This window comes from Corynebacterium kozikiae, assembly GCF_024580965.1.
Taxonomy (GTDB): Bacteria; Actinomycetota; Actinomycetes; order Mycobacteriales; family Mycobacteriaceae; genus Corynebacterium; species Corynebacterium kozikiae.
The window spans coordinates 78,254-97,027 of the sequence record NZ_JANIKJ010000002.1 but is presented as its reverse complement, the minus strand read 5'-3'; the positions used below and the strand labels follow the sequence as shown (position 1 = coordinate 97,027).

Genomic DNA, 18,774 nt, shown 5'->3' with positions numbered 1-18,774 from the left:
GCGTGGGTGCCGCGGATGCCCGCGGCTGCTGTAGAGTGTGCCGCATGCCGCCTGGCGGCCTGCGGGAGCCTGAGGCCTTGGGCGCGTCGGAAATGAGCCGCAATGGGGGGTTGCGCTTTGTTGTGTTGTGCGCTAACGTAGTTCGTTGCGCTGGGGCCAAACCAGCATAGTTCGAGGACCTTGATCAGAAGGCTGAAAAAGCCGGATTTGACAAGGTCATTCCGTGCTATGTGGGTAAGAGGGCCCCTCAGCAGACCGAAATGCTTAATTACCAGCGGTTTTGGTGGCCAATATTGCGGGGCCGCCATCCGCGTGAGGTGCTGGAAGGACCCATCTTGGCAGTCTCCCGCCAGACCAAGGCCGAAATCCCTGGGGCTCCGGAACGTTATTCGTTCGCAAAGATCACGGAACCAATCGAGGTCCCAGGACTACTTGATATTCAGCTCGACTCTTTTGCTTGGTTGATTGGTACGCCTGAGTGGCGTGCACGTCAGCAGGAGGAGTTGGGTGAAGGCGTCCGCGTCACAAGCGGACTGGAGGATATCTTGGAGGAGCTTTCTCCTATCCAGGATTACTCCGGCAACATGTCTTTGTCTCTCTCGGAGCCACGCTTCGAGGACATGAAGAACACCATTGATGAGTGTAAAGACAAGGACATCAACTACTCCGCGCCACTGTATGTGACCGCCGAGTTCATTAACAACGACACCCAGGAAATTAAGTCCCAGACCGTGTTCATTGGCGACTTCCCAATGATGACGGACAAGGGCACGTTTATCGTGAACGGCACTGAGCGTGTTGTGGTGTCCCAGCTCGTGCGCTCCCCAGGTGTGTACTTTGATCAGACGATCGATAAGTCCACCGAGCGTCCACTGCATGCCGTGAAGGTGATCCCTTCCCGCGGTGCGTGGCTCGAGTTCGATGTGGACAAGCGCGACACCGTCGGCGTGCGCATCGACCGCAAGCGCCGCCAGCCCGTAACTGTGCTGCTCAAGGCCCTCGGTTGGACCACTGAGCAGATCACTGAGCGTTTCGGCTTCTCCGAAATCATGATGTCCACTCTTGAGGCAGACGGTGTGGCAAACACCGACGAAGCCCTGTTGGAGATCTACCGCAAGCAGCGTCCAGGCGAGCAGCCAACCCGCGACCTCGCACAGTCTTTGCTGGACAACTCCTTCTTCCGCGCGAAGCGCTACGACCTTGCCAAGGTGGGCCGCTACAAGGTCAACCGCAAGCTCGGCTTGGGTGGGGACAACGAGGGCTTGCTGACCCTCACCGAAGAAGACATCGCCACCACCATCGAGTACCTGGTGCGTCTGCACGCAGGTGAGACCACGATGACCAGCCCAACCGGCGAGGTCATTCCGGTGGAGACGGACGACATCGACCACTTTGGTAACCGCCGTCTGCGTACCGTCGGTGAGCTCATCCAGAACCAGGTCCGCGTGGGTCTTTCCCGTATGGAGCGCGTGGTTCGCGAGCGCATGACCACCCAGGATGCGGAGTCCATCACTCCTACCTCCCTGATCAACGTGCGCCCAGTGTCTGCTTCCATCCGTGAGTTCTTTGGTACCTCCCAGCTCTCGCAGTTCATGGACCAGAACAACTCCCTTTCCGGTCTCACCCACAAGCGCCGCCTCTCCGCACTCGGCCCAGGTGGTCTGTCCCGTGAGCGCGCTGGCATCGAGGTGCGCGACGTGCACCCATCCCACTACGGCCGCATGTGCCCAATTGAGACCCCCGAAGGTCCAAACATCGGTCTGATTGGCTCCCTGGCCTCCTACGGCCGCGTGAACGCCTTCGGCTTCATTGAGACCCCATACCGCAAGGTCGTGGACGGTGTTGTCACCGACGAGGTGCACTACCTCACCGCTGACGAGGAAGACCGCTACGTTGTGGCCCAGGCAAACACCCCAGTGGATGCCCAGGGCAAGATCACCGAGGACCGCGTGACCGTGCGCGTGAAGAACGGTGAAATCAAGGTGGTCTCCGGCGCTGAGATCGACTACATGGACGTCTCCCCACGTCAGATGGTGTCCGTAGCAACCGCAATGATTCCGTTCCTGGAGCACGACGACGCAAACCGTGCCCTCATGGGCGCGAACATGCAGCGCCAGGCTGTGCCACTGGTCCGCTCTGAGGCTCCATTCGTGGGCACCGGTATGGAAAAGCGCGCAGCCTACGATGCGGGCGACCTCATCATCTCCAAGAAGTCTGGTGCAGTGGAGAATGTCTCCGCTGACTTCATCACCATCATGGACGATGAAGGTATCCGCGATACCTACATGCTGCGCAAGTTCGAGCGCACCAACCAAGGCACCTCTTACAACCAGAAGCCGCTGGTCAACATCGGCGACCGCGTTGAAGCCGGCCAGGTTATTGCTGACGGCCCAGGCACCCATAACGGTGAAATGGCACTCGGCCGCAATCTGCTGGTGGCGTTCATGCCATGGGAAGGCCACAACTACGAGGACGCAATCATCCTCAACCAGCGCCTTGTGGAAGAGGACATCCTGACCTCCATCCACATCGAGGAGCATGAGATCGACGCCCGCGAAACCAAGCTGGGCGCCGAAGAGATCACCCGCGACATCCCGAACGTCTCCGAGGACGTGCTCAAGGACCTTGACGAGCGTGGCATCGTGCGCATTGGTGCCGACGTCCGCGACGGCGACATCCTGGTGGGCAAGGTCACCCCGAAGGGTGAAACTGAGCTCACCCCAGAAGAGCGCCTGCTGCGCGCCATCTTCGGTGAGAAGTCCCGCGAGGTGCGTGACACCTCCATGAAGGTGCCACACGGTGAGACCGGTAAGGTCATCGGCGTTCGCCGCTTCTCCCGCGAGGACGACGACGATCTGGCCCCAGGCGTCAATGAGATGATCCGCGTCTACGTTGCTCAGAAGCGCAAGATCCAGGACGGCGACAAGCTCGCCGGCCGCCACGGCAACAAGGGCGTGGTTGGCAAGATCCTGCCTCAGGAAGACATGCCGTTCATGCCAGACGGCACCCCAGTGGACATCATCCTGAACACCCACGGTGTGCCACGCCGTATGAACATTGGCCAGGTGCTTGAGGTTCACCTGGGTTGGCTCGCAGCCGCAGGCTGGGAGATTGACACCCAGGACCCAGCAAACGCCGAGCTGATGAACATGCTGCCTGAGGATCTCTACAGCGTTCCCGCTGGCTCCCTCACCGCAACCCCAGTGTTCGACGGCGCTTCCAACGAGGAACTCGCCGGCCTGCTCGCCAACTCCCGCCCGAACCGCGACGGCGACGTGATGGTGGACTCCGACGGCAAGGCCCAGCTCTTCGACGGCCGCTCCGGTGAACCTTTCCCATACCCAGTCTCGGTTGGCTACATGTACATCCTGAAGCTGCACCACCTGGTTGATGAGAAGATTCACGCACGCTCCACCGGCCCATACTCCATGATTACCCAGCAGCCACTGGGTGGTAAGGCACAGTTCGGTGGTCAGCGCTTCGGCGAAATGGAGGTGTGGGCAATGCAGGCATACGGCGCTGCCTACACGCTCCAGGAGCTGCTCACCATCAAGTCCGATGACGTGGTGGGCCGCGTGAAGGTGTACGAGGCAATCGTGAAGGGCGAGAACATCCCAGATCCGGGCATCCCCGAGTCCTTCAAGGTGCTGCTTAAGGAGCTTCAGTCCCTGTGCCTGAACGTGGAGGTCCTCTCCGCCGACGGCACCCCAATGGAACTGTCCGGCTCCGACGACGACGAATTCGACCAAGCGGGTGCGTCGTTGGGCATTAACCTCTCGCGCGACGAGCGTTCCGACGCCGACATCGCCTAACGCCAGGTCTGCCAGACTGCGGCGTTGCGGCCCCACGGGGCTGGGCAGCGCTGCACACCTGGTAGGCGGAAACAGTCCTTTTTAAGATTCATTTACGATCCCCAGAAAACCCTGGGGGAAAGGGAGTTACGTGCTAGACGTCAACTTCTTCGACGAGCTCCGCATCGGCCTGGCCACTGCCGACGACATCCGCCGTTGGTCTAAGGGCGAGGTCAAGAAGCCGGAGACCATCAACTACCGCACCCTCAAGCCAGAGAAGGACGGCCTGTTCTGCGAGCGCATCTTCGGCCCTACCCGTGACTGGGAGTGCCAGTGTGGTAAGTACAAGCGCGTGCGTTACAAGGGCATCATCTGTGAGCGCTGTGGCGTTGAGGTGACCAAGTCCAAGGTTCGCCGTGAGCGCATGGGCCACATCGAGCTCGCCGCACCAGTGACCCACATTTGGTACTTCAAGGGCGTGCCTTCCCGCCTGGGCTACCTTTTGGACCTTGCACCAAAGGACCTGGAGCGCATCATCTACTTCGCTGCGAACATCATCACCAGCGTCGATGAGGAAGCCCGCCACAATGACCTCTCCACCCTGGAAGCAGAGATGCTCCTGGAGAAGAAGGACGTTGAGGCAGACGCAGAGTCCGAGATCGCAGAGCGTGCCCAGAAGCTCGAGGAAGACCTCGCCGAGCTGGAGGCTGCCGGTGCAAAGGCCGACGCCTCCAACAAGGTGCGCAAGGCTGCTGAGAAGGAAATGCAGCACATCCGCGAGCGCGCTGAGCGTGAGATCGATCGCCTCGATGAAATCTGGAACACCTTTGTGAAGCTTGCTCCAAAGGAGATGATCATCGATGAGACCATCTACGAGGAGCTCGTTGACCGCTACGAGGATTACTTCACCGGCGGCATGGGCGCGGAGGCCATCCAGACCCTGATCCGCAACTTCGACCTCGACGCCGAGGCCGAGGTCCTGCGCGAGATCATCAACAACGGCAAGGGTCAGAAGAAGATCCGCGCCCTGAAGCGCCTCAAGGTTGTGGCAGCGTTCCAGCGCTCCGGCAACGACCCAGCAGGCATGGTGTTGGATTGCATCCCAGTGATCCCGCCTGAGCTTCGCCCAATGGTGCAGCTCGACGGTGGCCGTTTTGCAACCTCAGACCTCAACGACCTCTACCGTCGTGTGATCAACCGCAACAACCGCCTCAAGCGCATGATCGATCTCGGTGCCCCTGAGATCATCGTGAACAATGAGAAGCGCATGCTGCAGGAGTCCGTGGACGCGCTGTTCGACAACGGCCGTCGCGGCCGCCCAGTGACCGGCCCAGGCACCCGCCCACTGAAGTCCCTGAGCGACCTGCTCAAGGGCAAGCAGGGCCGCTTCCGCCAGAACCTGCTGGGTAAGCGCGTGGACTACTCCGGCCGTTCCGTGATTATCGTTGGTCCGCAGCTCAAGCTGCACGAGTGTGGTCTGCCAAAGCTCATGGCTTTGGAGCTGTTCAAGCCATTCGTGATGAAGCGCTTGGTGGAAAACTCCTACGCGCAGAACATCAAGAGCGCAAAGCGCATGGTGGAGCGCCAGCGCCCAGAGGTGTGGGACGTGCTCGAAGAGGCAATTGCCGAGCACCCAGTGATGCTCAACCGCGCACCAACCCTGCACCGCCTGGGTATCCAGGCCTTCGAGCCAAAGCTCATCGAAGGCAAGGCAATCCAGTTGCACCCGCTTGCTTGTGAGGCGTTCAACGCCGACTTCGACGGTGACCAGATGGCAGTCCACCTGCCACTCTCCGCTGAGGCACAGGCTGAGGCGCGCGTGCTCATGCTCGCCTCCAACAACATCCTCTCCCCAGCATCCGGCAAGCCGCTGGCCATGCCACGTCTGGACATGGTGACCGGCCTGTACTACCTCACCATGGACAAGGGCGAGCAGGAGTTCGGCGGCCAGGGCGCATATGCTCCGGCTAACGAGCAGGGCCCAGCAACGGGTGTGTACTCCTCCTACGCTGAGGCCATCATGGCCTACGACCGCGGCGTGCTTGGCCTGCAGGCCAAGATCAAGGTCCGCATCTCTCACCTGCGCCCACCGGCAGATGTTGAGGCAGAGCAGTTCCCAGATGGTTGGAAGCAGGGCGAAACCTGGCTTGCAGACACCACCCTGGGCCGCGTGATGTTCAACGACCTCCTCCCTTGGAACTACCCATACCTCGAAGGTGTGATGGTTCGTAAGGGTGGCGGCACGGACAAGATCATGCTCGGCGACGTGATCAACGACCTCGCCGCCAAGTACCCGATGATCACCGTGGCGCAGACCATGGACAAGATGAAGGACGCCGGCTTCTACTGGGCAACCCGTTCCGGTGTGACCATCGCGATGTCCGACGTGCTCGTGCTGCCAAACAAGAACGAGATGCTCGAGGCTTACGAGTCCGAGGCCCGCAAGATCGAGCGCAAGTTCTACGAGCAGGGTGCACTCACCGAGCGTGAGCGCTACGACCGTCTGGTGGAGCTGTGGAAGAACGCCACCGACGAGGTTGGTAAGGCAGTTGAGGAACTGTACCCAGATGACAACCCGATCCCTATGATCGTGAAGTCCGGTGCAGCAGGTAACATGCGCCAGATCTGGACCCTTGCCGGTATGAAGGGCATGGTTGTGAACTCCAAGGGTGACTACATCACCCGCCCAATTAAGACCTCCTTCCGTGAAGGTCTTTCGGTGCTGGAGTACTTCAACAACTCCCACGGTTCCCGTAAGGGCCTGGCCGATACCGCTCTGCGTACCGCAGACTCCGGCTACCTCACCCGCCGTCTCGTGGACGTGGCACAGGACGTCATCGTTCGCGAAGACGACTGCGGCACCCGCCAGGGCATCCGCGTGCCTGTTGCGGTGGCAAACAAGGACGCCGAGGGCAACGTCACCGGCTACTCCGCACACACCCTCATCGAGACTTCCGTCTCCGGGCGTGTGGTGGCCACCGACATCAAGGATTCCGACGGCAACGTGTTGGTTGCAGCCGGTGAAAACCTCACCGACCCAATGATTGATGAGCTCGTTGCGGCAGGCATCGAAGAGGTCAAGGTGCGCTCCGTGCTCACCTGCCAGACCCCAACCGGTGTGTGCGCAAAGTGCTACGGCAAGTCCATGGCCACCGGCAAGCTGGTGGACATTGGCGAGGCAGTGGGCATTGTGGCTGCACAGTCCATTGGTGAGCCTGGTACCCAGCTCACCATGCGTACCTTCCACCAAGGTGGTGTGGGTGGCGACATCACCGGTGGTCTCCCACGTGTCCAAGAGCTGTTCGAGGCCCGCGTGCCAAAGAACCGCGCCCCAATCGCCTCCGTGGCGGGCACCGTGCACTTGGAAGATGAAGGCAACTTCTACACCCTCACCATTACGCCGGACGACGGATCCGATAACGTCGTGTACGAGAAACTGTCCAAGCGCCAAGGCTTGGCATCTACTCGAGTGCCAATGGAATCCAACCCAGGCGCGTTCATTGAGCGCACCCTGGCAGAGGGCGATCACGTAGAGGTTGGCCAGCGTCTCCTGCGTGGTCCTGCTGATCCGCACGACGTGCTCGAGGTGCTCGGCCGCCGTGGCGTGGAGCAGCACCTGGTGGACGAGGTGCAGGACGTGTACCGCGCCCAGGGTGTGGCTATCCACGACAAGCACATCGAGATCATCATCCGCCAGATGCTGCGCCGCGGCACCGTGATCGAATCCGGTTCCACCGAGTTCCTCCCGGGCACCCTGGTGGATCTCTCCGAGGCTAAGGCAGCAAACGCCGAGGCAATCGCAGAGGGTGGCCAGCCAGCAGAGCTGCGTTCCGAGATCATGGGTATTACCAAGGCGTCCCTGGCAACCGAGTCCTGGCTCTCCGCGGCCTCCTTCCAGGAGACCACCCGCGTGCTCACCGACGCCGCGATCAACAAGCGTTCCGACAAGCTCATCGGCCTGAAGGAAAACGTGATCATCGGTAAGCTGATCCCAGCCGGTACCGGCATCGCCCGCTACCGCAACATCACGGTCAAGCCAACCGAGGCTGCACGCAACGCCGCATACTCGATCCCAACCCTTGGCGACTCGATCTACGGCGACGATGGCTACGGCGAATTCACTGGCGCATCAGTGCCACTCGACGAGGCCTTCGACCTCTAAAGCCGCTTCGCAGCTCGCGAGCGTAACCCGCCCCTCATGAGCAATCCTGAGAAATCAGGATTGCCCATGAGGGGCATTTTTATCCCCCTCATGAGCACGGGGTGTGGCATTGGGGAAGCGGGACAGCGCGAGGCAGGCGGTGTCCATGAGGGGAAGGGAAGCTCTTTCAAGTTGTTTCATCAGTTGTTCAAACAACTTGAAAACAACTTGGACTGTTTCTGTGAACAACTTCTGTCCAATTCTTCACCAAAGGCGCTGGTAGTGGCCGTGAAAGAAGTTGTTTCAAAGTTCTTTCAAGTTGTTTCGAAGTTGTTTCATGCAATCTTTTGCTATCTGGGTCGGCTAATCCAGCGAGTGTTCGATCCCCTTTGGGGGCCCTCAGGATCGATCATTGCAACACCTTGGGTGCGTAAACCGCGCAATAGCTTGGTCACCAATGGTGCTGGTACCTTGAGCTGATCTGCTATTTCTCGGGTTGTGAGGGCTTCTCCTTCTTGGAGTTGTTGCTGTATCCACAGTTCGGCCTCGGAAGCTGTTGGGGCGCTGTTTGAAACGTTGAAAAGCTCACGGCACCTATCCGTGAGACGCCACTCATTAAAACGCTCTCCAGTTTTCTGAATAACGCCCATGTCGAGGAGCCAGTCAATATTTTCCCATGTCTCAAGTTCATTAGTTTGTAAATTCTCAGAAATTTCATGCCATGTCATTCCTGGGTTATCAACCAGAAAGCGGACGATGATCAAGGCGGTGACGGATTTTCTGATATCTACCTCTATTGTTTCGGCCATTGCGGCGAGTCCCTGGATGAAGGAAAGATCGGGGCTTCCGGCGTCCAACGTCACGGATACTTCAAATTCACCCACCTTGACCACGGGGGCTCGCCGGCCGCTCGCCAGCATGGAAACCCACATCCTGTCGAATCCGCGGGAGGATTCCTCGGCTAGGCCGAGTCGCCTGGCAGCATCCATAAGAGCAGGGTTTCTTGGAACGGATCGGGTGGTGAGTAGATTTGCTTCTGTCACTGAGGGTGGGAGTCCGCCTGGGGAAATGACGGTGAGGGTCCGTGGGGTCTGTTTGATGACGATTGGACTAACTGCGAGCCAATCACGATGAAGCATGGCATTGGATACCACTTCATCTACTGCCCGTCGGGGAAAAGCTGGAATCGGTGTTTCCTGCCCTCCACCTAGGTCAACCCGAGCGATCTCCTGCGATGAGTGGGCGTCGATTAGCGTTTTCACGTCGCTAAATAGCTTGATCAAGGGACTGGTAAGTTCCTGAACTTGTGGTTCTGCGCCGGGGGTTAGGCTGTACAAATGCCTAATAACCACTCGGTTCGACGGGCTTGGTCCGAGGAGTATTTGTCCTGCACGCAGTAGTTTTTCATTATTGTCGAGGAGCCCAAGTTCGCGTATGAGACCATGATTTGTGGTGGGTGCTTCGGTTTCGCCAATGGTGAAGTGCTTCTCAGTGAGAAGACGTCGAGCTCGGCCAATCGCGTCCCCGTCGAGGTCAGTCTCCTCAATATCTGCTGGACTTGCGGTGTAATCTGGGTTCCGACGTTCCCAATCCAACCGGTTGCGCTTTTCTTGAGACATCACGATGCAGTCTGTCCCTTCTCGGTACCACGATTCACCCTTCTTTCGTGAGTACACCCTTAGTGGCCGGGGAATGCGGATGATGAGAAGCCGCTTTCCACGGACAATGAAGGGCTCAATGTGGACATCCAGTTCAGGAGTGGTGCCGTTAAAAATCTTTCTGCGCAACCAGTCGGGTTCGCGCTCTGTGCCCATCAGGGCTTCTTCGCCCCGTGCTTGATCTCGCACGCCGAGCACGACAAAAGAGTCCTCATCATTGCCGTTGGCCATGCAGACAACAGCTTTGAGGATTATGTCGATGAGTTTCGCGTCTGGGTTGGAACCTTTGGAGGTAGTGGTTACCGGATCTTCCTTGAAATCCAAGGTCTGGCTTTCTTGGGAATCCGGTGTCTCATTGTGCTCGACTATTGCTACAAGTGCGCGACATAACTCCTTGGGAAGGTTGGCGTTAGCCATTTCTTGAAGCAGGGGACTGGTGCTCATGGGATAAGGATACAAAGTTCTTTCATCAGTTGTTCAAACAACTTGAAAACAACTTGGACTGTTTCTGCAAACAACTTCTGCCCAATTCTTTGACAAAGGCGCTGGTAGTGGCCGTAAAAGAAGTTGTTTCAAAGTTCTTTCAAGTTCTTTCGAAGTTGTTTCTGGTGCCGTTTCACCCCCCAAGCCACCGCCAGCCGCTTGCCGAGATGGGACGCCAATCCAAGACCGTCACGGAAAGTGCTCCGGATGGGGCATGGCCATTTGGGGACGTCGTTTTGCGCTCCGTAACATGACACACATGCAAACGGTCGTGCCGAATATCTGGTGCAACAGCAACGCTCTTGAGGTGGCTGAACACTACGCAACAATCTTCCCCAACACCGAGATTACGAACGTGGTGCGCTATCCCACGGAGGGCCTGCTGGATTTTCAGCAGCCGATGGCGGGCCAGCCGCTCACGGTGGATGTGGAGATTCAGGGCTACCAGCTCACCCTCATCAATGCGGATGATACTTTCCGTCCGAACCCCTCCATCAGCTTCATGGTGACCAGCGCAAACAAGCAGCTCACCCAAGCGTTGTGGGACGGTCTCCATGAGGGGGGAAGGGTGCTGATGGACTTGGGGGAATACCCCTTCAACCCTTTCTACGGCTGGGTGGAGGATAAGTTCGGTGTGTCTTGGCAGCTCATGACCTCTCCGGACGCGGAGACCTACATTTACCCGAGCCTGATGTTCTGCGGCCGCGCCCAGAACCGTGCCCATGAGGCGATTCAGCGTTATGTGGAGGTGATCGACGGCTCCGCGATCAAGCAGGTGGTCACTTACGCCGATTTTGGCCATGCGCTCGGCGGCGTGATCACAAAGGATTCCGTAGTGTTTTCCACCTTCACCCTTGCCGGTCAGAAGTTCGGCGCGATGGATTCCGCGGTGCCCCAGGACTTCGACTTCGACTGCGGCCTCGCCCTCCTCGTCAACGCCCACGGCCAGGAGCAGCTTGACCGCTACTGGAATGCCCTCTCCGCGGTCCCCGAGGCAGAGCGCTGCGGCTGGTTGCGCGACGAGTTCGGCCTCGCCTGGGAAATCGTCCCCGATAACCTCGACGAACTCATGTCCCGCCCCGGCGCCTATGAAAAGCTCATGAGCATGGGCAAAATCATCATCGCTGACTTCTGACTCCACCCTAAGAACTCACACTTTCGCCCACCATCCGTTAGAATCCTCTAAGAAAGTTTCATCACTATTAAGGAGACCTCATGATCATTCCTATCCCCATCCTCGTTGAAGGCTTCACCTCCTCTCTTCCAGAGATCTTCAACTTCTACGCACAGTGGACCCCAATCTTCACCGGCCTCGCTGCGCTGATCAACGCTCCGCTGTTCTCCGTCTAAGAACACGCTTCCCGACGCCGCCAGCGCCCCACAATTCAGGCGCCCCGCGGCGTTGCGGTTCAAGGAAAATGCCCTGCTTCGGCAGGGCACTTTTTGTTGCGCCAAGGGAGGCTCGGTTCGGCATCTCTAGAGGGGCGCGCCCTAAGGAGGACACCTTTCGGTTTGGCTGCATCGTTTTCGCTCAAGGTGTCCTGGTTAGGGTCTTTCTGCTGGTGGCAGGGCTTCCTGTGCAATTCTTGACACCACCCCGCGCGTCCTTAGGAGGACACCTTTCTATTTCCCTGCACGAATATCACCAAAGGTGTCCTGCTTAGGGCGTGCCAGGCCGCAAACGCTCCGCCGGCCAATACCCAGCACGCAAAAACCGCTTAGCTGACAACCATCCCCACGCACCCAGCGGCTAAGACAACGGCCCAGGCAGGGGCGCCGCGCCAAAGGAAAATGCCGGCGGCGGCGGCGATGAGGGCGCTGGTGAGGTCGGTGATTCCGTGGGAGATCACGGGGTCCCAGAGCACCGCGCCAAGCAGCCCCACGACGGCTGCGTTGATGCCGCGCAGGGCGCGTCGGATCCAGGCGAGCGCAGCGAGGCGTGTCCATACGGGCATGATTGCGGCGAGCAGGAGGAATGAGGGCGCGAAGATCGCCAGGGTTGCCACGAGTGCGCCCCATGCGCCGCCGGTTGCCGCGCCGAGGTAGCTGGCCAGCGTAAACAGTGGCCCCGGCATTGCCTGCGCGAGGCCGTAGCCGGCGAGGAAGGTGGGGGCGTCGAGTTGGGTGGGTACCAGATCCGCCTCCAGCATCGGCAGCACCACGTGCCCGCCGCCGAACACCAACGCGCCCGCCCGCAGGTACGGGCCCCACCAGAAGAAGGAAGATGCGATCAGCAGTGTCACCAGCGCGATCGCCGCGACCGGAGCCCACCCGACGCGCCCTGCAGGCGGTGGGGAAGTGGGGGTGCTGGGGGCGTCGGGAAGCATAAGAGAGATCAGCGCCCCGGCCGCGATGCAGCAGAGTTGCATCCAGGCATGCGGCGCGGCGATGAGGGTGGCGGCGGTCGCGAGTGCGATCAAGGCGGAGGGCACGGTGCTCGCGAGCGTTTTTGCCATGGAGATCAGCGCGATCACCACCACGGCGACGGCAGCGGCCATGAGGCCTTTGGTGGCGTCGTCGAGGAAGGGGAGGGAGGTGGCCACCGCCATCATCACCGCCGACGGCGCCGTGAAGCCCACAAACGCTGCGAGCATCCCCAGGCCACCGGCGCGGCGCCACCCGATCGCCATGCCCACCTGGCTCGATGCGGGCCCCGGCAGAAACTGGCACAGCGCAACGATGTCGGCGTAGCTCGCATCCGAAAGCCAGCGGCGCTTGGCCACAAATTCTTGGCGAAAGTAGCCAAGGTGGGCGGTGGGGCCGCCGAAACTCGTGAGGCCAAGCAGGGTAAACGCTTTTAGGACGTCTATCGACGCGCGCAGGGTTCCAGCCATGCCCTTGATGCTAGGCGGCTCGCGGTGCAGCAGGTGAGCTACACCCTATTGCTTACCTACTTGACCAAAACGTTTCACCTCAGCGTCCCCGGGAGTTCATTTTCCGCTGAGAAAGTTCTTCTTTGTGTCCGAAGTCCAGTCCGTCAAGCCCGGTCAGTCCGGTCAGCCAGCCCAGCCCGGCCAGTCCGGCCAGCCAGCCCAGCAAAAGGCAACAAAGTCAGCGCCGAGCGAACGCACGCTCCTCACCAGGGAGTGGCTGCTGGCTGCCTTGTTCTTGCTGCCCAACCTCGTTCTGCTCGCGGTGTTTACCTACCGGCCGCTGCTGGACAACATTCGGCTGAGCTTCTTTGAGTGGAACATCTCTAGCCCCACCTCCCGATTCATCGGGTTGGCCAACTACCGTGAGTGGTTCACCAGGCCAGACACCCTGGTGGTCCTTAAGAACACCTTGTTCTTTACGTTCTTTGCCGTGGTGGGCTCGATGGTGTTGGGCCTTGTACTGGCGCTGCTGCTGGACCAGAAGCTCAAGGGGCGCAACTTTACGCGCTCGGTGATTTTCGCCCCCTTCGCCATCTCCGGGGCGGCCGTGGGCATCGCGTTCCAATTCATCTTCGACCCCAACTTCGGGCTCGTCCAAGACCTCCTCCAACGGGTCGGCGTGACGGCCCCGAACTTCTACCAAATCCCCTCATGGGCACTGGTGATGGTGACCTTCACCTTCGTGTGGAAGAACCTGGGCTACACCTTCGTGATCTACCTCGCCGCGCTGCAGGGCCTGGACAAGAATCTGGACGAAGCCGCGCTGGTAGACGGCGCCAAATGGTGGACCAAGTTCACCAGGGTCACGCTGCCGCAACTGCGCCCCACCACCTTCTTCCTCTCCATCACCGTCACCCTCAACTCGGTGCAGGTTTTCGACATCATCAACGTCATGACCCGCGGCGGCCCACAGGGAAATGGCACGCAAACCCTGGTGTTCCAGGTCTACTTTGAAACCTTCCACAACTTCCGCGCCGGATACGGGGCAACAGTGGCCACCATCTTGTTCCTTATCCTCCTGGCAATCACGTTGGTGCAAGTGCGCATCATGGATAGGAGGCAGCGATGAGCTACGCCAACACGCACGCCAGCCAAAGCGGCGAAACCCGGCATGCCAGCCGCGCGGCCCGGCTGGAACTAGTGAAGAAGACCGCTGGTTACGTCGGAATGGCCTGCGCCCTTTTGATGGTGGGCCTACCGCTGCTGTGGATCGTCCTGACCAGTCTCAAGATGCGCCAGGAGATCTACACGCAGCCGGTCACATGGTGGCCGTCGAGCTTCGAGTGGAGCAACTATCACACAGCGCTTACCGACGTCCCCTTCTGGCAGTACTTGCGCAACTCGATCATCGTCACGGTGGTGCTTTGCGTGGTGAAGGTGGTCCTCGGGGTGCTTTCGGCCTACGCGCTGGCGATCCTGCGTTTCCCGGGCCGCAATTTGGTGTTCATCGTGGTGATCTCGGCGCTCATGGTGCCCAGTGAGATCACGGTGATTTCCAACTACGCCCTGGTCAACGGCCTCGGGTGGCGCAATACCTTCCAGGGCATCATCGTGCCGCTGGCGGGCGTGGCCTTTGGCACCTTCCTCATGCGCAACCACTTCCTTTCGCTCCCTCATGAGCTCGTGGAGGCGGCGCGCATGGACGGCGCCGGGCCGATCAAGTTGCTCACCCGAGTGCTGTTACCGGTTTCTCTGCCCACGCTTTCAGCATTCGCGGTGATCACCATGGTCAATGAATGGAACCAGTACCTTTGGCCGTTCATTATGTCCGACACCGAGGCCGTAGCAACCCTGCCCATCGGCCTGACCATGTTGCAAAACAACGACGGCGTGACCAACTGGGGTCCGGTGATGGCGGCAACCATCCTCACCATCGTCCCGGTCCTCATCATCTTCCTGGCCCTGCAGAAATACATGATCAAGGGCCTGACCACGGGTGCAGTCAAGGGCTAGTGCCCCGGCTACGCATCCTGATCGCACACAACACACAACCTAGGAGCACTTTCGTGTCTGCAAACAACCTCAAGCTCTCCCGCCGCAACTTCCTGGCCATCATGGGTGTGGCCGGTGGTTCGGCAACCCTCGCGGCCTGCGCCGGCACCTCCTCCACCGCACCGGAAGCAGCTTCCGGCGATTCCTCCGCAGCTGGCGGCAGTGGGGAAGTGACCTCCCTGACCTGGTGGTCCAACCACCCCGCCAAGTCCAAGGACGTGGAGCTGGAGCTCATCTCTCGCTTCGAGCAGGAAAACCCAGGCATCACGATCAATTTGGTAGACGGCGGCAAGAATTACGAGGAGCTCGCCCAGAAGTTCAACGCGGCGCTGACCGGCACCGACCTGCCGGACATCGTGGTGCTTTCCGACGTCTGGTGGTTCAACTTTGCCCTGAACAAGCAGATCACACCGGTCAACGAGCTGGTCTCAGAGGCAGGCATCGATCCTTCCACTTACGTTGACTCCCTTTACGGTGACTACGAGTTGGATGGCAACTACTATGCCTTCCCATTCGCTCGCTCCACTCCGCTGTTCTACTACAACAAGGAGATGTGGGCTGCCGCAGGCCTGCCTGATCGTGGCCCGGAGTCCTGGGAGGAGATGGATGAGTGGGGCGCCAAGCTCAAGGAAACTCTGGACGCCAACCAAGTGGGTCACGTCTGGGGCAACGCCGCAGACTACCTGGCCTGGACCTTTGAGGGGCCAATGTGGACGCTCGGCGGCTCCTACTCTGACGGCTGGGATTTGAAGTTCAACGACCCAGCAACCATCAAATCCGTGGAGTGGTTGCGTGATACCGCCGCTGACGGCGGCTACGCCCGCGTTTCCGCAAACCATGTGCAGGATTTCTCCGCGGGGCTTGCGGCCTCGGCAATCGCTTCTACCGGCGATCTCTCCGGCATCCTGGCGGATTCCACCTTTGAGGTGGGCACCGCGGCCCTGCCAAACCCTCACGGCGATGGCGGCTGCCCCACCGGCGGCGCCGGCCTGGCGATCCCCGCTGGTATTTCCCAAGAGCGCAAGGTGGCTGCGGCGAAGTTCATTGACTTCATCACCAATCTGCAGAACACCACTTACTGGTCCCGCGAGGTGGGGTACATGCCAGTGCGCAAGGACGCCGCCAGCGACCCTGAGCAGAAGGCGTTCCTGGAGGAGAATCCGAACTACCAGACCGCGCTTGACCAGTTGCCGCATACCCGCTCCCAGGATTACGCGCGCGTGTTCATCCCTGGCGCAGACACCCGCATTGGCGGCGCGTTTGAAAAGATCCTGGTCCAGGGTGCGGACGTCACCGAAACCATGGATGAACTGCAAAAGGATGTGCAGTCCATCTACGACGTCCAGATCAAGCCCAACCTCTAAGTAGCACCAACTCCATCCGTTGAAAGGCCAACCACGTGGCAAGCGTAAGTTTTGAAAACGTCACCAGAACGTACCAAAAAGGCAATCCGCCGGCGGTGGATCAGCTCAATCTGGATATCGCCGATGGCGAATTTTTGGTACTGGTTGGCCCTTCCGGGTGTGGTAAATCCACCTCGCTGCGGATGCTCGCGGGGCTTGAGCCTACCGACGCAGGCCGCATCCTCATCAACGGCACCGACGCAACGGGGCTCAGCCCAATCGGGCGAGATATCGCCATGGTGTTTCAAAACTACGCGCTGTACCCCAACATGACGGTTGCTCAGAACATGGGTTTTGCCCTGCGCAACCTGGGCATGGCCAAGTCCGATGTGCAGGCAAAGGTGGCCGAGGCTGCGGAAATGTTGGAACTCACGCCTCTGTTGGGGCGTAAGCCCGCGCAGCTTTCCGGTGGACAGCGCCAGCGCGTGGCAATGGGCCGGGCGATCGTGCGTGATCCCGCAGTGTTCTGCATGGACGAACCACTTTCCAATCTGGACGCCAAACTGCGGGTATCTACTCGCGCGCAGGTGTCTGCGCTCCAGAAGCGCCTGGGCACCACCACCGTCTATGTCACTCATGACCAGGTGGAGGCCATGACCATGGGGGATAGGGTAGCGGTGCTGAAGTCCGGCACGCTCCAGCAGGTAGCGCCGCCAAAAGAACTCTACAATGACCCCGCGAATGCCTTCGTGGCAGGCTTTATCGGCTCGCCGGCAATGAATCTCTTTGACACAACACTCACGGAGCAGGGCGTTGCCCTCGGAAACATCACCGTACCCATCACCCCGCAGCAGCGGGCCCAGGCTAACGGGCAAGTCCTCGCGGGTGTGCGCCCGGAACACCTGCGAATCACCGAAAGCGCGCAATCAACCGGCCTGGAACTTAAGGTTTCCCACGTGGAAGAGCTCGGGCATGAGGCCTACGCCTACTGCGAACACCCCACGCTGCACAACACCAGCAACAACTTTGGCAACGTGATTGTGTTCGACCCCCACAGCAGTGTCCATGAGGGGCAAACCATTCGGGTTGAGGTAGACCCGATGCACCTCTACCTGTTCGACGCCACAACGGGCAAGCGCATCCGCTAACAGGCCATCAAGACATCAACCATCCCACCGCACCGCCACCACCGCACCGCCACCACCGCACCGCCCCTGCCGCGCTGTGACGTGCGGGCGCCGGCGGCGTCGGAAGGGCTGAAGAGCTACGGAAGGGCGTCGGAAGGGCTCTGTAAAGAAACAAGAGAAAAAGAAATACTTTGCAACCTCCGCGGCGTGTGATAGAGTTTGCGGAAGTCCCATGTGCATATGTGGGAGCCTGTCATTCTGGCTGCGTGAGCAGTCATGGATGTTCTAGGAAAGTGCGGAAGCGGCCCCGGAAAAGAGCCCCTTTTTTGGTTTGTCTGGGTTATTTTCCCGGCCGGATGTGCACGGGCGGCAACGCCCATTCGCTGCTCGCAGCTCGCCGTACGGCCTCGCTCCGCGCTTGTCTCCTAGGTAAGCACAGGAAAACGTATTAGAAGTTTCTAGAAAGACGGTTCATGCCAACTATTCAGCAGCTCGTCCGCAAGGGCCGCCACGATAAGACTGCAAAGGTGAAAACTGCAGCTCTGAAGGGTTCCCCTCAGCGTCGTGGCGTGTGCACCCGTGTGTACACCACTACTCCTAAGAAGCCTAACTCCGCTCTGCGTAAGGTTGCCCGTGTGCGCCTGACCTCCGGCATCGAGGTTTCCGCTTACATCCCAGGTGAGGGCCACAACCTCCAGGAGCACTCCATGGTGCTCGTGCGTGGCGGTCGTGTGAAGGACCTCCCAGGTGTTCGCTACAAGATCATCCGTGGCGCTCTGGATACCCAGGGTGTGAAGGACCGTAAGCAGGCTCGTTCCCGCTACGGCGCAAAGAAGGAGAAGTAATCAATGCGTAAGAATGCAGCTCCAAAGCGCCCAGTAGTCAAGGATCCAATCTACGGATCTGAGGTTGTTACCCAGCTCGTGAACAAGGTTCTCCTGGACGGCAAGAAGTCCACCGCGCAGCGCATCGTGTACGGCGCACTGGACATCTGCAAGGAGAAGACCGGAACCGATCCAGTTCTGACCCTGGAGAAGGCCCTCGGCAACATCAAGCCTGACCTCGAGGTTCGCTCCCGCCGCGTGGGTGGCGCTACCTACCAGGTGCCAGTTGAGGTTCGCCCAGCACGTGCGAACACCCTCGCCCTGCGTTGGTTGGTGACCTTCACCCGCCAGCGTCGTGAGAACACCATGATCGAGCGCCTTGCTAACGAGATCCTGGACGCAGCCAACGGCCTCGGTGCTTCCGTGAAGCGCCGCGAGGACACCCACAAGATGGCAGAGGCCAACCGCGCCTTCGCTCATTACCGCTGGTAATTCGCATGGTCCCAGCCTGTTCGCTCCGCTTGCCGACGCCCCCAAGGTCC

At 59.8% G+C, this 18,774-nt stretch carries 12 protein-coding genes; 10 read left to right on the top strand and 2 right to left on the bottom strand.

Translation table 11 applies throughout. From position 1 onward, the window contains the following. Nucleotides 1–317: 317 nt before the first annotated feature. Together rpoB and NQ018_RS02395 are read left to right on the top strand one after the other, a co-directional pair. Complete coding sequence (rpoB, locus tag NQ018_RS02400; RefSeq protein ID WP_257052335.1) at nt 318–3,812, top strand: DNA-directed RNA polymerase subunit beta; 3,495 nt, start codon at nt 318–320, stop codon at nt 3,810–3,812. Nucleotides 3,813–3,942: 130 nt separating this feature from the next. Beyond that, a complete protein-coding gene (locus tag NQ018_RS02395) occupies nt 3,943–7,953 on the top strand; it encodes a DNA-directed RNA polymerase subunit beta' (protein ID WP_257058088.1) in 4,011 nt (1,336 codons plus the stop codon). 329 nt (nt 7,954–8,282) lie between these two features. Here NQ018_RS02395 and NQ018_RS02390 read toward each other — a convergent pair whose 3' ends face one another. Further along, entirely contained in the window at nt 8,283–10,034 is a 1,752-nt protein-coding gene (locus tag NQ018_RS02390; RefSeq protein WP_257058086.1) for an RNA-binding domain-containing protein, read from the bottom strand. 298 nt (nt 10,035–10,332) lie between these two features. Here NQ018_RS02390 and NQ018_RS02385 point away from each other — a divergent pair, with 298 nt between their 5' ends. Beyond that, the gene (locus NQ018_RS02385; RefSeq protein ID WP_257058084.1) at nt 10,333–11,208 is read left to right on the top strand and encodes a VOC family protein; all 876 of its coding nucleotides are present in this window, start codon (nt 10,333–10,335) and stop codon (nt 11,206–11,208) included. An 80-nt stretch (nt 11,209–11,288) separates the two neighbouring features. Further along, complete coding sequence (locus NQ018_RS02380; RefSeq protein WP_257058082.1) at nt 11,289–11,423, top strand: hypothetical protein; 135 nt, start codon at nt 11,289–11,291, stop codon at nt 11,421–11,423. 368 nt (nt 11,424–11,791) lie between these two features. On the opposite strand, the gene chrA is transcribed toward NQ018_RS02380, so the two are convergent. Continuing rightward, the gene (chrA, locus tag NQ018_RS02375) at nt 11,792–12,907 is read right to left on the bottom strand and encodes a chromate efflux transporter (protein WP_257058081.1); all 1,116 of its coding nucleotides are present in this window, start codon (nt 12,905–12,907) and stop codon (nt 11,792–11,794) included. Nucleotides 12,908–13,163: 256 nt separating this feature from the next. On the opposite strand from chrA, the gene NQ018_RS02370 reads away from it, so the two are divergent. The 6 genes from NQ018_RS02370 (at nt 13,164) to rpsG (ending at nt 18,724) form a co-directional block, all read left to right on the top strand. After that, on the top strand, nt 13,164–14,015 hold the full coding sequence (locus tag NQ018_RS02370) for a carbohydrate ABC transporter permease (RefSeq protein ID WP_257037558.1): 852 nt from the start codon (nt 13,164–13,166) through the stop codon (nt 14,013–14,015). 98 nt (nt 14,016–14,113) lie between these two features. Further along, nucleotides 14,114–14,899 (top strand): carbohydrate ABC transporter permease, encoded by a 786-nt coding sequence (locus NQ018_RS02365; RefSeq protein ID WP_257052399.1) that lies wholly within the window; start codon nt 14,114–14,116, stop codon nt 14,897–14,899. A 101-nt stretch (nt 14,900–15,000) separates the two neighbouring features. Beyond that, a complete protein-coding gene (locus NQ018_RS02360) occupies nt 15,001–16,302 on the top strand; it encodes an ABC transporter substrate-binding protein (RefSeq protein ID WP_257058326.1) in 1,302 nt (433 codons plus the stop codon). Between the two features lie 35 nt (nt 16,303–16,337). Next, complete coding sequence (locus NQ018_RS02355; RefSeq protein WP_257058076.1) at nt 16,338–17,429, top strand: ABC transporter ATP-binding protein; 1,092 nt, start codon at nt 16,338–16,340, stop codon at nt 17,427–17,429. Between the two features lie 452 nt (nt 17,430–17,881). Next, the gene (gene rpsL, locus NQ018_RS02350; RefSeq protein WP_025251882.1) at nt 17,882–18,253 is read left to right on the top strand and encodes a 30S ribosomal protein S12; all 372 of its coding nucleotides are present in this window, start codon (nt 17,882–17,884) and stop codon (nt 18,251–18,253) included. 3 nt (nt 18,254–18,256) lie between these two features. After that, nucleotides 18,257–18,724: a 30S ribosomal protein S7 gene (gene rpsG / locus NQ018_RS02345; protein ID WP_257037487.1), complete on the top strand. Its 468-nt coding sequence runs from the start codon at nt 18,257–18,259 to the stop codon at nt 18,722–18,724. Nucleotides 18,725–18,774 lie beyond the last annotated feature (50 nt).

Excerpts from the sequence above, each read along its gene's own strand:
- NQ018_RS02380 (WP_257058082.1), top strand. The coding sequence starts at position 11,289 with ATGATCATTCCTATCCCCATCCTCGTTGAAGGCTTCACCTCCTCTCTT.
- NQ018_RS02390 (WP_257058086.1), bottom strand. The coding sequence starts at position 10,034 with ATGAGCACCAGTCCCCTGCTTCAAGAAATGGCTAACGCCAACCTTCCC.
- NQ018_RS02360 (WP_257058326.1), top strand. The coding sequence starts at position 15,001 with ATGGGTGTGGCCGGTGGTTCGGCAACCCTCGCGGCCTGCGCCGGCACC.
- NQ018_RS02385 (WP_257058084.1), top strand. The coding sequence starts at position 10,333 with ATGCAAACGGTCGTGCCGAATATCTGGTGCAACAGCAACGCTCTTGAG.
- chrA (WP_257058081.1), bottom strand. The coding sequence starts at position 12,907 with ATGGCTGGAACCCTGCGCGCGTCGATAGACGTCCTAAAAGCGTTTACC.
- rpsL (WP_025251882.1), top strand. The coding sequence starts at position 17,882 with ATGCCAACTATTCAGCAGCTCGTCCGCAAGGGCCGCCACGATAAGACT.
- rpsG (WP_257037487.1), top strand. The coding sequence starts at position 18,257 with ATGCGTAAGAATGCAGCTCCAAAGCGCCCAGTAGTCAAGGATCCAATC.
- NQ018_RS02365 (WP_257052399.1), top strand. The coding sequence starts at position 14,114 with ATGGCCTGCGCCCTTTTGATGGTGGGCCTACCGCTGCTGTGGATCGTC.